This window comes from Kaistella sp. CFF1-2 (assembly GCF_059509915.1).
Map to the genome: position 1 here is coordinate 133,837 of NZ_JCAKLF010000003.1, position 17,665 is coordinate 151,501.

A 17,665-nucleotide genomic window follows, 5' to 3' on the forward strand; every position below is an offset into this window, starting at 1 on the left:
TAGTACGATATATTCCAAAAACAAAAACCATGAAAAAAAACAAAATTTATTCTTTTATAGCATTTTTATGCTGTAGCCTAATTATTGCACAAACGGGGAATGTAGGGGTTTCATCAACCCCTTTTGTTCCTCAAGAAAATTTAGATGTTAATGGAAAAACATATGCCAATTCTGTTTACTTAAGGGATCCTGGGGAACCTTTAGAAACAGGAGGGAAATTTTTGGCTTCGGTTGCTGATAAAGCGGTTCGTAATTCTAAAGATACGCCGTTTACCAAGTATTCAGGAAACAAACCTTTATTTAATTATATACAATTGAATCTAAATAATGTTGCTTCTTCGGGTATAACAGATTTTAATACCAAAATTAGTACGAAAGAGTTTGTTTTAGTCATTCACAATTATGCGTTTAAAAACTATAGCTCGAACTCTAACTCTAGTATTAACGGAACAACAACAGTGACCTTAAAAAATACCAATGCAAATGTACAAGGATCCCCCAACATAACCGCTTATAAAGGTTCTGACGATTTTTGGCATATTCGTGCAAACTTTACCAACAGTACATTCCGACGTGTTTCGGATTTTGATACGAATTCCTATCGTTTCCGTATCGAGCTGTATATGATGGCATATCGTTATCTAATTACAAAGCAAAATATCGAAAATCAAAGTGTGAACTTAGGTGGTAACGACGGTTCTGCTAGCACATACTCTGTACCTAAACCGACAGGTTTTTAGTTTTATATATTTATTTTTGTAATACATCGCTAAAAAATAGCGATGTATTTTTTTTGTATATTTGTTTTTAATGGATATTTTTTTAAAATATGAGTAACGAAGAGAAAAATATTTTAAACACTGAAAAATGGGGTGATTTGGTTATTAGCCAAAAATCCTATTCTTCTAAAGACAATCTTGCAAAAGAAGTTGAAAAAATCACCTCGTATTTTTTTCTATTCGATTCTTTTTCCAATCAAGTAATCTTTACGAATTCTGCTTTTGAAACCATTACGGGGTATAAGTCATCCGATTTTACGATAGATTTATTGTTAGAGATCATTCATCCGGAGGATCGGGATTATTTTTTTGAGTGTGAAGAGCGAGGTTTGCATTTTACAAATTCGCTGAGTTTTAATCAGCATTTTAAATATACAATGAACTATACGTACCGAATTCGAACAAAATCCGGGAAATATATTATGATTCAACAAGAGTGTCAAGCGATCGAAGTAAATGATTCAGGGCATCTTACCAAAACGTTAGTTAATCACCGTCGGATTCCTATGTATGCAGTGCGACCGGAGCGGGATTATAAAATTTACGACAAGACTAAAAATATTTTCATTGATTCGGATAATTGCTACAATCTTTCCGATCGTGAATTTGAGGTTCTTTCATTAATCCAAGAAGGGAGAAATAGTGGTGAAATTGCTGATTTATTGCATATCAGTAAAAACACAGTGATTACCCATCGAAAGAATATTCTTAATAAAACCGACTCGAATAGTTTTATTGAACTGATAAAGAAATTAAGTTTTTCTCATATCGCAGATTAAAAAAAGGCTCTGAAAAGAGCCTTTTATCATTCGTGTTATAGAAATCTCGTGAGGTGAAAACCGTTTAAAAAATTGTTTTCATGGTTATTGGTTTATTAGTCCTGCAAAATTCTGAAATATTAAAGCAGCGTTCAATACCTCATATGGGGGATTTTTTCGATACCAATTTTTCTGAATTTATTTTTTCTGTGAACTTTCACAAAATCAAGTGATTTAGGTTTTGCTATTTCAAAAAATAGTTTTATTTTTGCAAACCAAAATACTGTCTTGTGATGTGAGAAGAGCAAGCAGTAGAATAATAAATGCTTCCAAACTCATTTAGTATTCAACAAAAAACAAATTTAAAATGGCTAAAAAAGTCTTTAAAATGGTAAAACTTCAGGTGAAAGGTGGCGCTGCTAACCCTTCTCCACCAGTAGGTCCAGCTTTGGGTTCTGCAGGTGTGAACATCATGGAGTTTTGTAAACAATTTAACGGAAGAACCCAAGACAAGCCAGGACAAGTTTTGCCTGTAGTAATTACAGTGTACGAAGACAAATCTTTTGAATTCGTAATCAAAACTCCTCCTGCTGCAATCCAGTTAATGGAAGCTGCTAAGATCAAGGGTGGTTCTGGAGAACCAAACAGAAACAAAGTAGGTGCTGTATCATGGGCTCAGGTTCAAAAGATCGCTGAGGACAAAATGACAGACCTTAACTGCTTTACGTTGGATTCTGCACTTACAATGGTTGCAGGAACAGCTAGATCTATGGGAATTAGAGTAACAGGAACTAAACCAACTAACGCTTAAAACTTATTGAAATGGCAAAATTAACGAAAAAGCAAAAAGAAGCTTTAAGCAAAGTAGAAAAAAATAAAGCATACTCTTTAGAAGAAGGTTCAGCTCTTGTAAAAGAAGTGAACACAGCTAAATTTGATGCTTCTGTAGATATCGCTGTACGTTTGGGTGTAGATCCAAGAAAAGCGAACCAAATGGTAAGAGGTGTTGTATCTCTTCCTCATGGTACTGGTAAAGATGTACGAGTTTTGGCTCTTGTAACTCCAGATAAAGAAGCTGAAGCTAAAGAAGCAGGTGCAGACTATGTAGGTCTTGACGAATATTTAGATAAAATCAAAAGCGGTTGGACAGACGTTGACGTTATCGTTACGATGCCAGCTGTAATGGGTAAATTAGGTCCATTAGGACGTGTGTTAGGTCCAAGAGGTTTAATGCCAAACCCAAAATCAGGTACAGTTACTATGGAAATCGGAAAAGCGGTTTCTGAAGTAAAATCTGGTAAAATTGATTTCAAAGTAGACAAGTACGGTATCATCCACGCTGGAATTGGTAAAGTATCTTTCGAACCGGCTAAAATCAAAGAAAATGCTCAGGAACTTATCCAGACATTATTGAAGTTGAAGCCAACTGCTGCTAAAGGAACTTATGTGAAGTCAATCTTCTTGTCTTCAACTATGAGCCCAGGTATTGCAATCGATACAAAATCTGTTAACTAATATTAAATCCTAAAACAATGACAAAAGACCAAAAAGTTGTAGCAATACAAGAGATCAAAGATTTGCTTCAGGATGCAAAAGTAGTATATGTTGCAGATCTTGAAGGATTGAACGCTACACAAACTTCAGAATTTAGAAGACAAGCTTTCAAAAACAATATCAAAGTAAGAGTTGTAAAAAATACACTTTTGCAAAAAGCAATGGAACAGACAGAAGGTGTAGATTACGCTGAAATGTTTGAATCGTTCAAAGGAAACTCTGCATTAATGATTGCTGAGACTGCAAACGGTCCTGCAAAATTAATCCAAGGATTCAGAAAAAAGGCTGAAAAGCCAGCTTTGAAAGCAGCTTTCGTACAAGAGACTATCTACGTAGGTGATGAGAATCTTGGTGCATTAGCAAACATCAAATCTAAAGAAGAGATGCTTGGAGAAATCATCGGATTACTTCAATCGCCTATCCAAAGATTGGTATCTGCTTTACAAAACAAAGCAGAAGGTGCAGCAGAAACTGCTGAACCAGCTGTGGAAGCAGCTCCAGAAGCTCCGGCAACTGAAGAAGCTCCAGAAGCAAGCGCAGAAGGAAGTGAGGCTCCTGCTGCTGAATAATTACACTCAAGAAATAATATAATCGTACAACAACAAAAACATTACAACAATGTCAGATTTAAAAAATTTAGCTGAAACGCTAGTAAACTTAACAGTAAAAGACGTAAACGAATTAGCTGCTATCCTTAAGGATGAGTACGGAATTGAGCCAGCTGCTGCTGCTGTAGTAGTATCAGGAGGTGCTGCAGGTGGAGATGCTGCTGAAGAAAAAACTGAATTCGACGTAATCTTGAAATCAGCTGGTGCTTCTAAATTGGCTATCGTTAAATTAGTAAAAGATTTAACTGGTGCAGGTCTTAAAGAAGCTAAAGATATCGTAGACGGAGCTCCTGCTGCAATTAAGCAAGGTGTTTCTAAAGACGAAGCTGAAGCTCTTAAGAAGCAACTTGAAGAAGCTGGAGCTGAAGTTGAATTGAAGTAATTCCTTCCTCACCAATCAAAATAACCCTTACTGAAAAGTGAGGGTATTTTTTGTTTTCATATATTATCAATAGTAACCCTAAAAACTGTACAATGATATAATACAAAGATGAGAATCTCCCGAAAAGCAAAAATTTTTAATTTAAAAATGACCTTCGACAGGCTGATTTTTTTTATAAAATAGATTTTTTTATTAATTAGAAGGTCTGTAAATGAAGAATAACATGGCATTATTTTATATTTCTGTATAATTTAATTAACAAAAATTAACAGATTTATTATAATAAATCAAATTTTGTTAGTTTAGTTAAAATTAAATTATCAATAAGTTAGTGTTGTGATTATTAATTTTTTTTCAATAATTAATAAGTTATTAATTATTATAAAATAAAACTGATTTTATAATGAATAATTTATTGTGAATTGGGTGTTTTTGAAATCTTAAGAAAGGTGTTTTCACCCTTTTTGTTGTGCAATAGAAAATATTTTAGAATTTCTTGTGTAGAATATCCTTTGTGTTTATTACCTTTGATGAAAATTATTTCTTTAAGAAATGATTTGAAAAAAAACACAAACACAAGCATGAAAGAAAAATTATTCTTTAGAGCAACAAAATCAATAATCGAAAATTGGAAATTTAATTCCTTTTTTTTGAAATTGATTTTTTTGCCTCTTCTTTGCATATCTTCATTTTTTAATGCGACTGCATTAGAGATTAATGAGCCGCAGCAAGACCAACAACCTATAATTTATGTTTCGGGTGCTTCTATTGTAATTGAAATAGGAGAGGCAACTAACTCAAAAATTGTAAAGATAAATGATTCTTTGGATGGTAAAATTGCTAAAGAAGTTCGAACGGTTAAGATCAAGAAACAGATACCCGTTTCCAAGGAAGAATCTAAAAATCAAATTAAAAATCTCCCGAAAACTCCTGCGCCCAGATTTGTTTTTAAAAGTACCAAATTAGAAGATTTTTTTAATACAGCTACTTTTACCAATACTAAAAACTCCGTAATTTCTCTTACTTCTTTTTCAAAGAATATCGTTGCTTATTCTGTTATTTCAAGTAATATTCATGTGTTCACCTATTTAATGAAGATTTATACAGTAGATTTTGAGAAAACAGAAGAGTTATCCCAATTTTTGTTTTCCAGGCCGCCACCTACTTGTTAATGTAAAAATTATTTCTAAATGACATTATATACAAACAATTTACTTTTTTATAGTTTTCATTTTTTTTAATACAAAATATTAACAAAACATACAAATTCATGAAATTAATAATATACTCATGGCAAGAATCTCTACGTTTATTTCGCGTAATGATGATTTTTGCCGCCATTCTCTGTAGTAATTCTCTATTTGCAGATGGTTCCAAAGATCTTTATCCATCCGGAGCTACAGGTGTACGTGCCTATCTTCGATCCAGCAACACACCTACGGTTAACTGGCCTTTTCCAAACCAAGGATTTCATTATGTTTATGCCAAAGCTGGTGAAAGGATTACAATGGCTTCTAGTGCACAAAATACCGGAGGAAATGCCAAAATAAGATTGTATTCTCCTAGCGGAACTGTATTAGTTGATAATACTTCTGCTGGAGTAATAACTAATCGTACGGCAGAATTAGCAGGTCCGCAATTATCTGGACAAACTGGTGGGAATAGATATACACCTATCTATTATTTAGTACCTAATGGAGGTGATGGAATTTATAGGGTAGAATTTGTAGCAAGAGCAACAAATGATCCCCAAAATACTTTTAATGCAAACGCTAATTGGACTCAAAGTACTGGTGATGCAGGTATTATGGCTTGGGACGTTTCAGTAATCAACCCCGGCAATACCGCATTTATTCCTGGAAGGGTTTATACTAATGTTCTAAATTTAACTAACGGAACGGGGCAAGTTAACTCTAGTGGCTTTTATGGGAAATTATACACTCTTACCAAAGATGGCTATACCTACAGGGTGAGCAATAATGGAAATAATGGTATTTACTTTACTTTTTTTGTAAATAACAATGGTTTTTTGGATGCCAATACTCAACTTCCTATTTATAATAGTTTGCCGAGTTCTTTAGCATCAAATTTAGTGGGAAGAGTGCAAAACCCAAATAATGCAGATACTAACCAAAACATTACTCACAAAATGTTTTATACTTTGCCAAGCTCAGATTTGCCTGCTTCATCTGCTGGTGCAGTTCCTGGTAATACAACATGGTTGAAAAACGCCGTGGTGACACCGCAAGTTAGTAATGTAACCTTAACCGGGGTTGAAGGTACTCCGGGGCAGGTGAGTAATAAAGGGGGTTATATTAAATTCAATGCAGATGTGCAAGGCAATTACACCATCTCAATTACGGGAACTCCTGCAAACCCAAGTTTTGTAACCCGTGTACTCACAGGAGCTTCTTCAGCAGGATTAAATCAAATTTATTGGGATAGCAAAGATGGTGCTAATAACGCATCCCCAGTAGGCACGTTTCCGGTTACAATTACCATCAGATTACACGGTGCAGAAGTGCATTTCCCTTATATGGATATGGAATACAATAGATTTGGAACTATTGTAGAATTATTGAATTATGCCAATTTGAATCAAGTTGTTTCAGATATTGTTTATTGGAATGATAGTAATATCCCAAATTCGTCAAATGGTTCTAATCCAAATCCTAAAAACAACAGCCATTTGCCACCTGCAAATAGCACGGGACTTAGCAGTAATACAAATGGTCATATCTGGGGAGTTGGAGGATCAGGGTTTTTTGATCAATTTGGAGATAATCGAGCTATTGATACGTGGACATTTATTAAAGGTGAAGAAACATCAGTATCAGCAAGTGTTGTAGTAAAAAGTGCAGATTTAATGGTTTCTTCAATAACTCCTGATCAAACAAACCTTCATCAAGGTGATGCAGTAGCCTATACTGTGAAAGTGAAAAATGGGGGGCCAAGTGATGTAACGGGCGCTCCTTTTACCTTTAAAATTCCGAGTGGTTTGTCGCCTCAAAATATTCAGTTTATTGCAAATGGATGCGGAAGCGAAAGTGTGGCATTGAGTTATAATGCAGGTTCAAATACCTATTCTTCGTCTCTTAACCTCCCAAATGGTTGTGAAATTACATACGTTATTACAGTAACGGTAAGTAATACTGCAACAGCAGGAAATCAATTTGTAGAAGCAGCAATTCTGCGTACCAATGATGTTACAGATCCTGATGCTACGGATCCCAATATTAATACGCTTCCAACAAGCGCTCAATCTGAATGTGCTAATAATGGATTAGGAGGTTCTTGTAATAATATTAAGAGCAATGATGCTGTATTAGTAACACTTGCGTGTTATAATAATCCAAATACAACAAATGCTGGAGTCCCAGTGGTACACGGTATTACCTTGTTGAAAAGAGCTGGCGCCGACAACGGAAACTGGCCGATGATTAGAAATTCGGCGTACACCGTTTTAGAATCCAATACCAAAGGTTTGGTTATTACAAGAATGACATCTGACCCTGCACAATCTGCGGCAGCTAATTATATTACCAAAATAACAAATCCTGTTGAAGGGATGATGGTTTACGATACCTTCAGCAAATGTTTGAAAATTTACTCAGAAGGTGCTTGGAAATGTTTCAACAAACCCGCTTGTCCGTAATAATTTGTGAGAAAGAAGCATCTGCATAATAAGGATGCTTCTTGAATCCTATTTTAACATTAAATATCATTAAAAATGAAAAATTTATTAATCATAATAACAGTAGTATTTTCGGGGACTCTATTTTCTCAAGTAATTATTGGAGATAATATAGGAACTGCAAGCAATAAAACGTCGGTTTTGTTGGAGTTTGCAAATACCAATAACAAAGGCTTGATTCTTCCTTATGTTCGGACTTTAGCAAGTAGCCCAACACAAGGTGCTATCGTTTTAGATGCTTCTAATTCCTCAGATGCGAGAGTGAAATATTATAACGGTGGTTGGGTAGATCTTAGTGGGCAAGGCGCAAACATAACAACTGTTTTATCCAGCCAGCCAACAACTGCTCAGGTCTCAGAAGCTGTAACAGCTAAAACCATTATTGGCGCAACTTCTTCTGCCGTGAACGATGGGGTTTTGGTTTTAGAATCAAATACAAAAGCAATGGTTTTACCCCAGGTTTCGGATGTTAACAATATCCCAAGCCCTTCGCCGGGTATGATGGTTTATGTTAAAGGAACGGGAACCAGCCCAAAAAAGAGATTAGCCGTTTACAACGGAAGTAAATGGAGTTTTTGGAAACCTTAAAATCTAATATTTTTTATAAAAGTCACTAAATTTTGGTGACTTTTTTTATAATAGATTACGATTATCAATTGGGTGTTTTTACTTCGTGACAGCATCCCCCTTTTAGGGTAAATTTGTTGTATTTACTTTTTAATTTATTAGTTTTCTCTTTTCGATAAATTTTCGTCAGTAATTATTTCTATCTTTGTGAAAATAAAAACACAAAATATGAATGAAAAAAACTACTTCTTAATGGAGTCTTTCTAGAGATTCTAAATTCTTAAAACCCCACGTAATTACAATCGAATTTACTTATACAAGAGTGTAGGTAAATATTGTCATGTCTAGCCGTTTTCCCAGTTAGGGAATGGGAATTTGATAAAATACTACAACCAGATTTGAGAAAAATACATACTAGTTCTAGTCAATTAATTGATTTTGTTGTCTTCCAAAATAGAATGCGGATGGGAATTCTTGTATTTATACTTTTTCTTATTTCCGTTCAATTTTTTGATGCTCAAAAATTAGAAAATACAAGCATTAGTCTTGGGGAAATTTATGTACAAAGTGATGCTTTGTATTTTAATAAAGGAGAAGTAGCGGGCACTATCGTTTATGAGAAAAAATCATTTCATAATGAACGAAATGCCGCCAAAAAGACAAATTCTCTACATCATAATAAAAAGGAGAAAACAAAACCAGTTGCCGCTGCAGAAACGAAAACTAAGAAGAGTGCAGTGAAGCTTCCTAAGAAAATAAATTATACCTATTTTCCTAGTAAAAGTTCTGACTCCTTTTCGACAAAATCAAGCAACGTTTCGTGTGCAATCAATCAAGTTGAACATTTTATTAAAAAAGTACGAGGAAAATCAATTGAAGGAAAAATTGATGCTGCTTCGTTCTTACTTCAAATAAAACATACATCCGTAAATAGAGACTATGTAAATAATTACAAGTTATCCTACTATTTGCGAACGGCTTCGATTCGGCCTCCTCCAATGGTCTAGTTTCTAAAATCTTTTGACTAGGGTTTCAAATCCTATTTAGTCATCATTATTTAAAATGATGAAAATGTTTTCATATAAAAAATAACACATTTATAAAATTTAAGATGATAAAAACTCTAAATTTTAAAAAAACAATTACTTCATTGATACTCGTCTTTTCGATGGGAATATATCAAAGTCAAGTAACATCTACAACGGCGCCTGCTGGTTATGAACCTGCACCAAATACAAGTGGTAACTCACTTGTTGTAAATGGTAAATTTGCAACTACTGGAGGTGACACAGGTGGAGGTGTTGTCGCAACAAGTAATCCAGCTACAACAGTTGGGGGGCAAAATTCTACTTCGAATATGTGGAGCCAGGCATATCATTGTACTGACTCACCAAATGGTACAATAAGAGCTGAAGATTCCTGTCCTGGTTTTTCTACTGAAAATGCAAATTTTGCAAGGAATAAATACAATTTAATGGGAGGAACTTGGCCAAATTTAACTGCTAAACAATTAAATATTATTCCTTTTCCTGGTGATCCAAGCCTTAATGTAAACCCTAGTAATACGTATTTATATTCTAATGGTAATGCTTTTGGAGAGGGGTATCTAGCTAAAAGAGGAAGTAGTGGTAATCAACCATGGGCAGTTCCTGAATATTTAATTTGGCAAAATACAATTACGGGTTTACAAGTTGGAAGATACTATACTTTTTACGCTTACGTAAAGAATGCATTGGATGGTACAGCTGGGGCAAATGCTCCTGCTTATCCAAGAACCCGATTAAGAACGGGTGGTGCTGATGGACTTCCTGATGGAGTTGAGCATGCCTATATAGAGCTTCTTAATCTTACAGCTGCAGATAAGGCTTCCGCGTTAAAAGGTTGGAAGAGGATTTCAGTAACTTTTCAAGCATCGCAAACTTCAGAAAAGTTTAAAGTAACCAGTGCCGCGCAAGGTATAGACGGAGATGATTTCCAAATGACAGCCGTTGAAGTTGTACCTTATGTACCGGCTTTGGCAGCTACTGCTACAAGCACCAATCTATGCGTGGGCAATACTCTTAATTTACAAGCAACCTCTCCGATTACAAGTGGGGTAACTTACTCTTGGAGTGGTCCTAACGGATTTACATCAACGCAGCAAAATCCAACAAGAGTCAATTTATCAGCTGCTGATTTTGGTACCTATACGGTGACATTAACAGATCAATACGGCATTACCAATATTAAGTCGATTGATATTACACAGGCAACAACGGGTTGTAATACCGTTCAAGCTAGAAATGATGGGTACAATACACCGTCCGTAACCAATACCAATGGAGGGGTTGTAGGAGTTGTAACGGTGAATGATATGATTAATCAACAACTAATTACATCACCAACACAAGTAAATATTACTTTAACCAATAATGGTGGTATGAATGGTGCTACTTTGAATGCAAGTGGTAACCTTACAATACCAGCGGGAACGCCAGCTGGAGTTTATATTTTAACCTATCAGATTTGTAATAAATCAATTCCTACCGATTGTTCGACAGCTACAATTACGGTTGAAGTTTATTTAGATTCAGATGGAGATGGGTATGCCGATGTTGTAGATTTAGATGATGATAATGATGGTATTTTAGACACAGATGAAGCGTCGGCTTGTTCCGCATTTACTCCTTTCTTTGTTGAAAATTTCGGAACTGGTGGTAGAACAACAACCAATTACACCAATTACACTTACATGGCAACTCCGTGGGATTTTAATACAAGTACAGGTGGTCAATTAAATGATGGTTTTTATGCCATTATTAATAGTATTGGAGATACGGCAAGTTGGGCGCCATGCGCTTGGATGAACTTAACTCAAGATCATACACCTGGTGATACCAATGGTAGAATGGCATTTTTCAATGCGACATACAATCCTTCGGAAGAGTTTTATAATAGAAGCGGAATTACAGTTCCTGCAAATACGCCAGTTCGTTTAAGTTTCTGGGCGCTAAATGTAGATGCTATTAATAATACTTGCGATGCTGGTAATTATAATAGAGTTTTACCAAATGTTCGAGTTTTAATAAAAACGAACGATGGAACAACTTTAATTAAAGCTTTCTCAACGGGTAATATCGCTAGAGATGAGCAATGGCATCAATATTCTTTCGATTTCAATCCAGGAAATAACACACAAATTCGATTCATTTTAATGAATGATTCAGAAGGTGGTAATGGTAATGATATCGCGATTGATGACATCCATATTGTAAGAGTTTGCGATACCGACGGAGATGGAATTCCAAATGATTTAGATTTGGATTCTGATAATGATGGATGTTCGGATGCAATTGAAGGTGATGAAAAACTAAGATCAGATCACTTACTAGGAAATGGCGCAATTAATGTCGCTGCAAATGGTAGTGTAGGTAATTTACCTTCAAACCTTGGTGTTCCAAATATTGTAAATTCAGGGACATTTGATATCGGAAACGATGTTGGTCAAGGTCCAGGATCGGCTTATGATAAGACAATTAATCCATGTTTAATGGATGCGATTGATGATGATTTCTCGGCAAATTGTGTTTCTTCAATTACAGGTGGAACCGCAGGTGATGTTAGTGCAAACGACTTAATGTACGGGCTTCCAGTGAATGATGCTTGGATGACATTTACCGTTACCAATAATGGCGGAATGACTGGTGTTTCCATCGATGCTAATGGAAATTTAATCGTTCCAGCGGGAACTCCAGAAGGAACTTATACGATTACGTATCAAATTTGTAAAAACAATTGCGATACTGCTCAAGTAATTGTTAAAGTTTGTCGAATTTATGCGGTAAACGATATCAATCAAACTCCGCAAGGCGTTTCGGTTAACGGAAATGTGATTACAAACGATGATTCTACCAATGGAGCATTAACAGTTCAATCTGCAACATATTATAATTCATCAGGTGTTTTAACTGATCTACCATTAGGAACGGCTACAACAATTTATAATCCTGGTGGAACAACCGCTGCGGGAACAATGACGTTGAATCCGAATGGTACTTATACATTTGTCCCAGCCACTACTTTTGTAGGAGAAGTTCCGGTGAATTATGTTGCGACAAATGGAAGTGGTTTAACTGATGCGGCTATTTTAACCATTCAGGTTATTCCAGCTACAAATTCATCTACGAACGACAAACCAATTGCTCAAGACGATACTTCATTTACTGAAGTGGGTGTTACAGTTACCAATAATGCATTAGCGAATGATAGCGACCCTGATGGAAATACGTTAACAATTACAGCAGCAAAACAAGGTGCAAATACGATAACCATTGGAACAAGTTTCACTGTTGCGGGTACAAATCCAGCAGGTGTTGCCGTTGCGAATGCGGGTACAATTACAATTAATCAAAATGGTAGTTATACATACACTCCTGCAGCAGGATTTGTAGGTGATGTTAATCCTATTAATTATACCATTTCCGATGGAAATTCAGCAACCGATACAGCAAATATTTACATCACGGTAAAACCAAATGTTGGTAATACTACGTTTGCAAATGATGATGCGAATTCGGCTCCGAAAGGAATAGCCATGAACGGAAACGTCTTAACAAATGATACAGATCCGGAAGGGGATTCACCAAGTGTAACAGGTGGTGTTTTCTTTGGTGGTTCTAATACTACGGGCGTTACCCTAACCTTAGGAACTGCTTCTCCAATATCAGGTGTAGGAAGTGTTACCTTAAATGGTGATGGTACCTACAAATTTACACCAGAAGCTAATTTTGTAGGAACAGCTGAGGTTATATATACAAAATGCGATAATGGTTCGCCTCAAGCTTGTGATAAAGCGACATTGTATTTAACGTCTCTAGGTGTTTTCGATCTTCAAGTTTGTACAGATCCTAATGTGATTTATTCTGTAGGAGCTTCGGGTATTGTGCCAGTAAATGTATCTACGGGCACAACAGGAACTGTATTCCCTAATACTACTAGCGTATCGCCAAATGCATTGGGCTATAGTGTAATTTCTAAGAAGTTCTACTATTTTGAAACAAGTAATAATCCATTAAGCTTCGTGTCTTATGATCCATTAACCAATGTGAAGACATCATTAGCTACACCTTATGCATTCCCGCATGCAGGAGGAACAGTTCCTAGAGGAGTTGTTACAGCAGATGGAACAGGATATTATTTGTTAAATGAAGGTGTTGAGTTGTACTATTATAACATTGCTGCAAATACATGGACATTGATTACCAATAAACTTGTTGATCAAAACGGAAATGTAGTTACGGTTATCAAGGACAAGGAAGTAAGTGGTGATATTGCAATTGATGGTCAAAATAACCTTTGGATTTTATCATCTGCTTATGGAACTAACCCTTCAGGAGCTACTCACAGCTTATTTAAAATTAGTGCACCGCTTCCAACGACTTCTGTTGCAAGTTTAAGCACTGCTTTATTGCTTTCTTCAGCACCAAATGCAAATAGCGAAACCTTTACAGGTATTGCATTTAACGCATCCGGACAAATCTATTTAGGAACTCCTAATCGTATCTATCGTTTAAATAATGACTTTACGATTACTCAATTGGCTAATGTTAGTGGGGCTTCAGATTTAGCATCTTGTAGTATTCCAATTACGGCGTTCCCACAAGATATTTCGGGTAATGTATTTAATGACGCGAATGGTTTAGGAGGAACTCCAGCAAATACAATTGATGGAGTAGGAACCAACCTTGGTGGTACTTTAAATGCGGTGTTAATCGATAGAAATAACGGAAAAGTTGTTGCAACAGTTCCTGTAGCTGCAAACGGAACATACAGTTTCCCGCAAACATCTGCGGGTATTTATACAATCCAGATTACAACGGCTACCGCAACGGTAGGATCTAATCCACCAGCAGTGACTTTACCAGCAGGTTGGTCGAATTTGGGTGAAAAGCTAGGTACAGGGGCAGGTACAGATGGTACTCCAGACGGAAAATTGAATGTTGATGTAAACGGTGCTCCAGTAACCAACGCTAACTTTGGTGTTAGAGGAGTAATTGATGCAGTTGATGATTACTATAATAATTTTAATGTTTCAAATACATTGGGTGGAACTGTTGGGGTTATTACAGCTAATGATACTTTAATTGGTGCTGCTATTACATCACCGTCAACACAAGTAAATATTACGTTAAACAGTAACGGTGGCATTGCAGGTGCAACAATTGACGCTAATGGAAATGTAAATATTCCAGCAGGAACTGCTCCTGGAAATTATGTGTTGAATTATACAATTTGTGATAAAGCAAACCCTACAAATTGTGATTCAGCCAATATTTATATTCAAGTTTTCTTGGATTCTGATGGAGATGGCTATTCTGATGAAATCGATTTAGATTCTGATAATGACGGAATTAAAGACATTCTTGAAGATTGTAATTCTTTCAATATTCAGATGATAAATGGAGTTTGGAGAGGTAAAACATCAAGTAACTTTACAGCTACTCTTAGTTCTACTGCTTATAATTCTGGATGGACAAGTTCTAGTTACAGCACGTTGAAAAATAAGTTTATTATTAACAACCCAGCTGTAAATGCAGATCCATTGAAATCTATTAGAAATAATACGATGCATACGGTTACTTACAACTTCAGTACCCCTGTTCCAGCAAATGAAATTGGAATTTTTGTAGCAGATATCGATGGTGACCAAGCAACTACGACACATTTTAAAGTTCAAATTAATGGTGGTACACCAATTAATCATTTTGCGCAACAACCTTTAGTTGGAAATCCAAACGGAGCACCTGCTGCAAATTATAATCCATTAACGGGTGATATTACGGTTAATCCAACAAACACAACAGCAAAAGATCAGTTTGCGTTGCTAAAAGGTTTTGGAACTCAAATGGTTTCTAGCATCACTATTCAGAATTTGGATAATAATTTAGATTATACTGATTTTGGTATTTTCTCTTATGTTCCTTGTGATTTAGATGGTGATGGAATTCCAAATATTTTAGATTTGGATTCTGATGGAGATGGTTGTACAGATGCAATTGAAGGTGCAAACAACATTACAGTTTCACAATTGGTTACTGCAGGTGGAAATCTTACTACTCAAGTACCAAACCAAAACTTGTGTAATTCTGCATCTTGTGTTGGTACAACTGCAGGAACAAATTTAGGTGTTCCTACTGTGGTTGGTAACGGACAAGGTCTTGGAACTTCGCAGAATGCAGCAGTTTCAGAATGTTACATTGAAGCTATTGATGATGTCAACCAAACACCGCAAAATGTTCCAGTAAGTGGAAGCGTGGTTACAAATGATAATGCTGCAACAGCAATTACTGTTCAATCTGCGCAATTCTACAATGCATCAGGAACTCTAACTAATTTACCAGTGGGTACGGCAACAACTATTTATTCAAATGGAGTTGCATCAGGAAGCATGTTATTGAATGCAAACGGAACATATACATTTACTCCAACTGCAACATTTGTAGGTTCAGTTCCAATTGTGTATACAGCTAGAAACACTTCTGGTTCAACAGATAGCGCAACATTAGAAATTCAAGTGATTCCACCAGCGAATTCAGTTCAGAATGACAATCCAGTTGCGATTAATGATGTTTCAAGAACGGAAATGAACACTCCAGTTTCAGGAAACGCATTAGCAAATGACAGCGATCCAGATGGAAATACTTTAACAGTATCAGGAATTAGCTTCGGAGGAGCTTCCGTAACACCAGGAACTGCATTTACGGTTTCAGGAGTAAATGCTGCTGGAGCAACCGTTTCTAATGCAGGTTCAGTTACTTTAAATCCAAACGGAACGTATACGTACACTCCAGCTACAGGATTTGTAGGAACAGTAAATCCAATTACATACACTGCAAACGATGGTAATGGTGGAACAGACACCGCATTCATTTACTTAACGGTAAATCTGGAATTAGGAAATACGACCTATGCAAATGATGATGCGAACTCTGCTCCTAAAGGAACTACAATGAATGGAAATGTTACAACCAATGATTCAGATCCAGAAAATAACCAAACAACGGTTACCGCAGGAACATTCAACGGAACGGCATTAACAATTGATAGCCCAACAACTATTGCAGGTGTAGGAACAGTTACTTTGAATGCAAACGGAACTTATACCTATGTACCAGATCCGAACTTTGTAGGAACCGCGCAAGTTGTTTATACAAAATGCGATAACGGAACTCCGCAAGCTTGTGATACCGCAACTTTATATCTTACAACAATTGATACAGTTGCAGGTTACTGTTATAAATTCCCAACTACCAACACAGGTGTAAATGTTCCAACAAAACATGGAATCACGGCGTTGAGTAGAGCAGGTGAAGCAAACGGAAACTGGCCAATGGTAAGACAAAGTTCTTGGACAACGTTAGAAGCGAAAACAAAAGGTTTCGTAGTGAACAGAGTAGAATTTGATACAACAGGAAAACCTGTAGGAATCAGCACTGCAAACTATGTAGAAGGCATGATGGTTTACGACACAACCAACAACTGTCTGAAAATCTACAACGGAACAGTTTGGTCTTGTTATTCAACTCCGGCTTGTCCATAATGTTTAATTTAAAATTCAATACAATGAAAAACGTATTAGCAATATCAGCTTTTCTATTTTCTACTTGTGCATTTGCGCAAGTAGCAATAGGCAAGTCTAGCGTAACAAACACTTCTGTTTCTTTAGAATTCGGAGATTATGTTGCGGGACAAGGTAAAGGAATTGTCGTTCCTTGGGTAACTTCTGCGGCAGCTGTAACAGGTGCTGAAAAAGGAACCATCGTTTTTGATACCAATGATAAAATCATGAAGTATAAAAAAGCGGACGGGTCTTGGTTTAATTTATCAAAAAATGAAACCATAACTGTAGATGGAACCCAGAATGTGAACACAACGGGAGTTGTAAACACTGTTTTACAAGATGCTTTAACAGATAAACCCAGCGCAAAAGCCAGTATCGGAACACCAACTTCCACACCCGGAATTTTGGTTTTAGAAGATACTACCAAAGCAATGATTTTACCAAAAGTACCAAGTCCACACTTAAACATCGTAAACCCAGAACCGGGAATGATGGTGTACGACACCACAAGCAAACAACTTGCTGTTTTCAACGGTAAAGTTTGGTCTTTTTGGAAACCATAATTTTAAAAATTAATTTTTTTAAGCCTGCATTTTATGCGGGCTTTTTTTCTTTTTTAACTTGAGTGCTAACAGTTTAAATAATAGTTTTCGTACATTTGCACGCTCATTAGCAAAATAAGCAAATCATGTTCTTGTATATGCGCAAGTAGGGAATTGTTTTT

Annotated in this window: 12 protein-coding genes; all 12 read left to right on the top strand. The window is 36.2% G+C overall.

The features are described 5' to 3' along the window. The first annotated feature begins 29 nt into the window (after nucleotides 1–29). The 12 genes from AC5XHR_RS09915 to AC5XHR_RS09970 all read left to right on the top strand — a co-directional run bounded on the left by AC5XHR_RS09915 (nucleotide 30) and on the right by AC5XHR_RS09970 (nucleotide 17,504). Complete coding sequence (locus AC5XHR_RS09915) at nucleotides 30–740, top strand: hypothetical protein (protein WP_495950628.1); 711 nt, start codon at nucleotides 30–32, stop codon at nucleotides 738–740. Nucleotides 741–829: 89 nt separating this feature from the next. Then, a complete protein-coding gene (locus AC5XHR_RS09920) occupies nucleotides 830–1,558 on the top strand; it encodes a LuxR C-terminal-related transcriptional regulator (RefSeq protein ID WP_495950629.1) in 729 nt (242 codons plus the stop codon). Nucleotides 1,559–1,904: 346 nt separating this feature from the next. Next, on the top strand, nucleotides 1,905–2,348 hold the full coding sequence (gene rplK, locus AC5XHR_RS09925) for a 50S ribosomal protein L11 (RefSeq protein WP_495950630.1): 444 nt from the start codon (nucleotides 1,905–1,907) through the stop codon (nucleotides 2,346–2,348). A gap of 11 nt (nucleotides 2,349–2,359) precedes the next feature. After that, nucleotides 2,360–3,052: a 50S ribosomal protein L1 gene (gene rplA / locus AC5XHR_RS09930; RefSeq protein WP_495950631.1), complete on the top strand. Its 693-nt coding sequence runs from the start codon at nucleotides 2,360–2,362 to the stop codon at nucleotides 3,050–3,052. A gap of 17 nt (nucleotides 3,053–3,069) precedes the next feature. Further along, nucleotides 3,070–3,660: a 50S ribosomal protein L10 gene (gene rplJ / locus AC5XHR_RS09935; RefSeq protein WP_495950632.1), complete on the top strand. Its 591-nt coding sequence runs from the start codon at nucleotides 3,070–3,072 to the stop codon at nucleotides 3,658–3,660. A 49-nt stretch (nucleotides 3,661–3,709) separates the two neighbouring features. Further along, nucleotides 3,710–4,081 (top strand): 50S ribosomal protein L7/L12, encoded by a 372-nt coding sequence (rplL, locus tag AC5XHR_RS09940; RefSeq protein ID WP_495950633.1) that lies wholly within the window; start codon nucleotides 3,710–3,712, stop codon nucleotides 4,079–4,081. Nucleotides 4,082–4,662: 581 nt separating this feature from the next. Continuing rightward, nucleotides 4,663–5,253 (top strand): hypothetical protein, encoded by a 591-nt coding sequence (locus tag AC5XHR_RS09945; RefSeq protein WP_495950634.1) that lies wholly within the window; start codon nucleotides 4,663–4,665, stop codon nucleotides 5,251–5,253. 98 nt (nucleotides 5,254–5,351) lie between these two features. Beyond that, entirely contained in the window at nucleotides 5,352–7,736 is a 2,385-nt protein-coding gene (locus AC5XHR_RS09950) for a phage tail-like protein (protein WP_495950635.1), read from the top strand. 75 nt (nucleotides 7,737–7,811) lie between these two features. Then, entirely contained in the window at nucleotides 7,812–8,363 is a 552-nt protein-coding gene (locus AC5XHR_RS09955; RefSeq protein WP_495950636.1) for a phage tail-like protein, read from the top strand. A gap of 443 nt (nucleotides 8,364–8,806) precedes the next feature. Further along, complete coding sequence (locus tag AC5XHR_RS09960; RefSeq protein ID WP_495950637.1) at nucleotides 8,807–9,349, top strand: hypothetical protein; 543 nt, start codon at nucleotides 8,807–8,809, stop codon at nucleotides 9,347–9,349. A 161-nt stretch (nucleotides 9,350–9,510) separates the two neighbouring features. Further along, nucleotides 9,511–16,920 carry an Ig-like domain-containing protein gene (locus tag AC5XHR_RS09965; protein WP_495950638.1) on the top strand — a complete coding sequence of 2,470 codons (7,410 nt, stop codon included), beginning with the start codon at nucleotides 9,511–9,513 and terminating at the stop codon, nucleotides 16,918–16,920. A gap of 23 nt (nucleotides 16,921–16,943) precedes the next feature. Beyond that, on the top strand, nucleotides 16,944–17,504 hold the full coding sequence (locus AC5XHR_RS09970; RefSeq protein WP_495950639.1) for a phage tail-like protein: 561 nt from the start codon (nucleotides 16,944–16,946) through the stop codon (nucleotides 17,502–17,504). The last annotated feature ends 161 nt before the right edge of the window (nucleotides 17,505–17,665 follow it).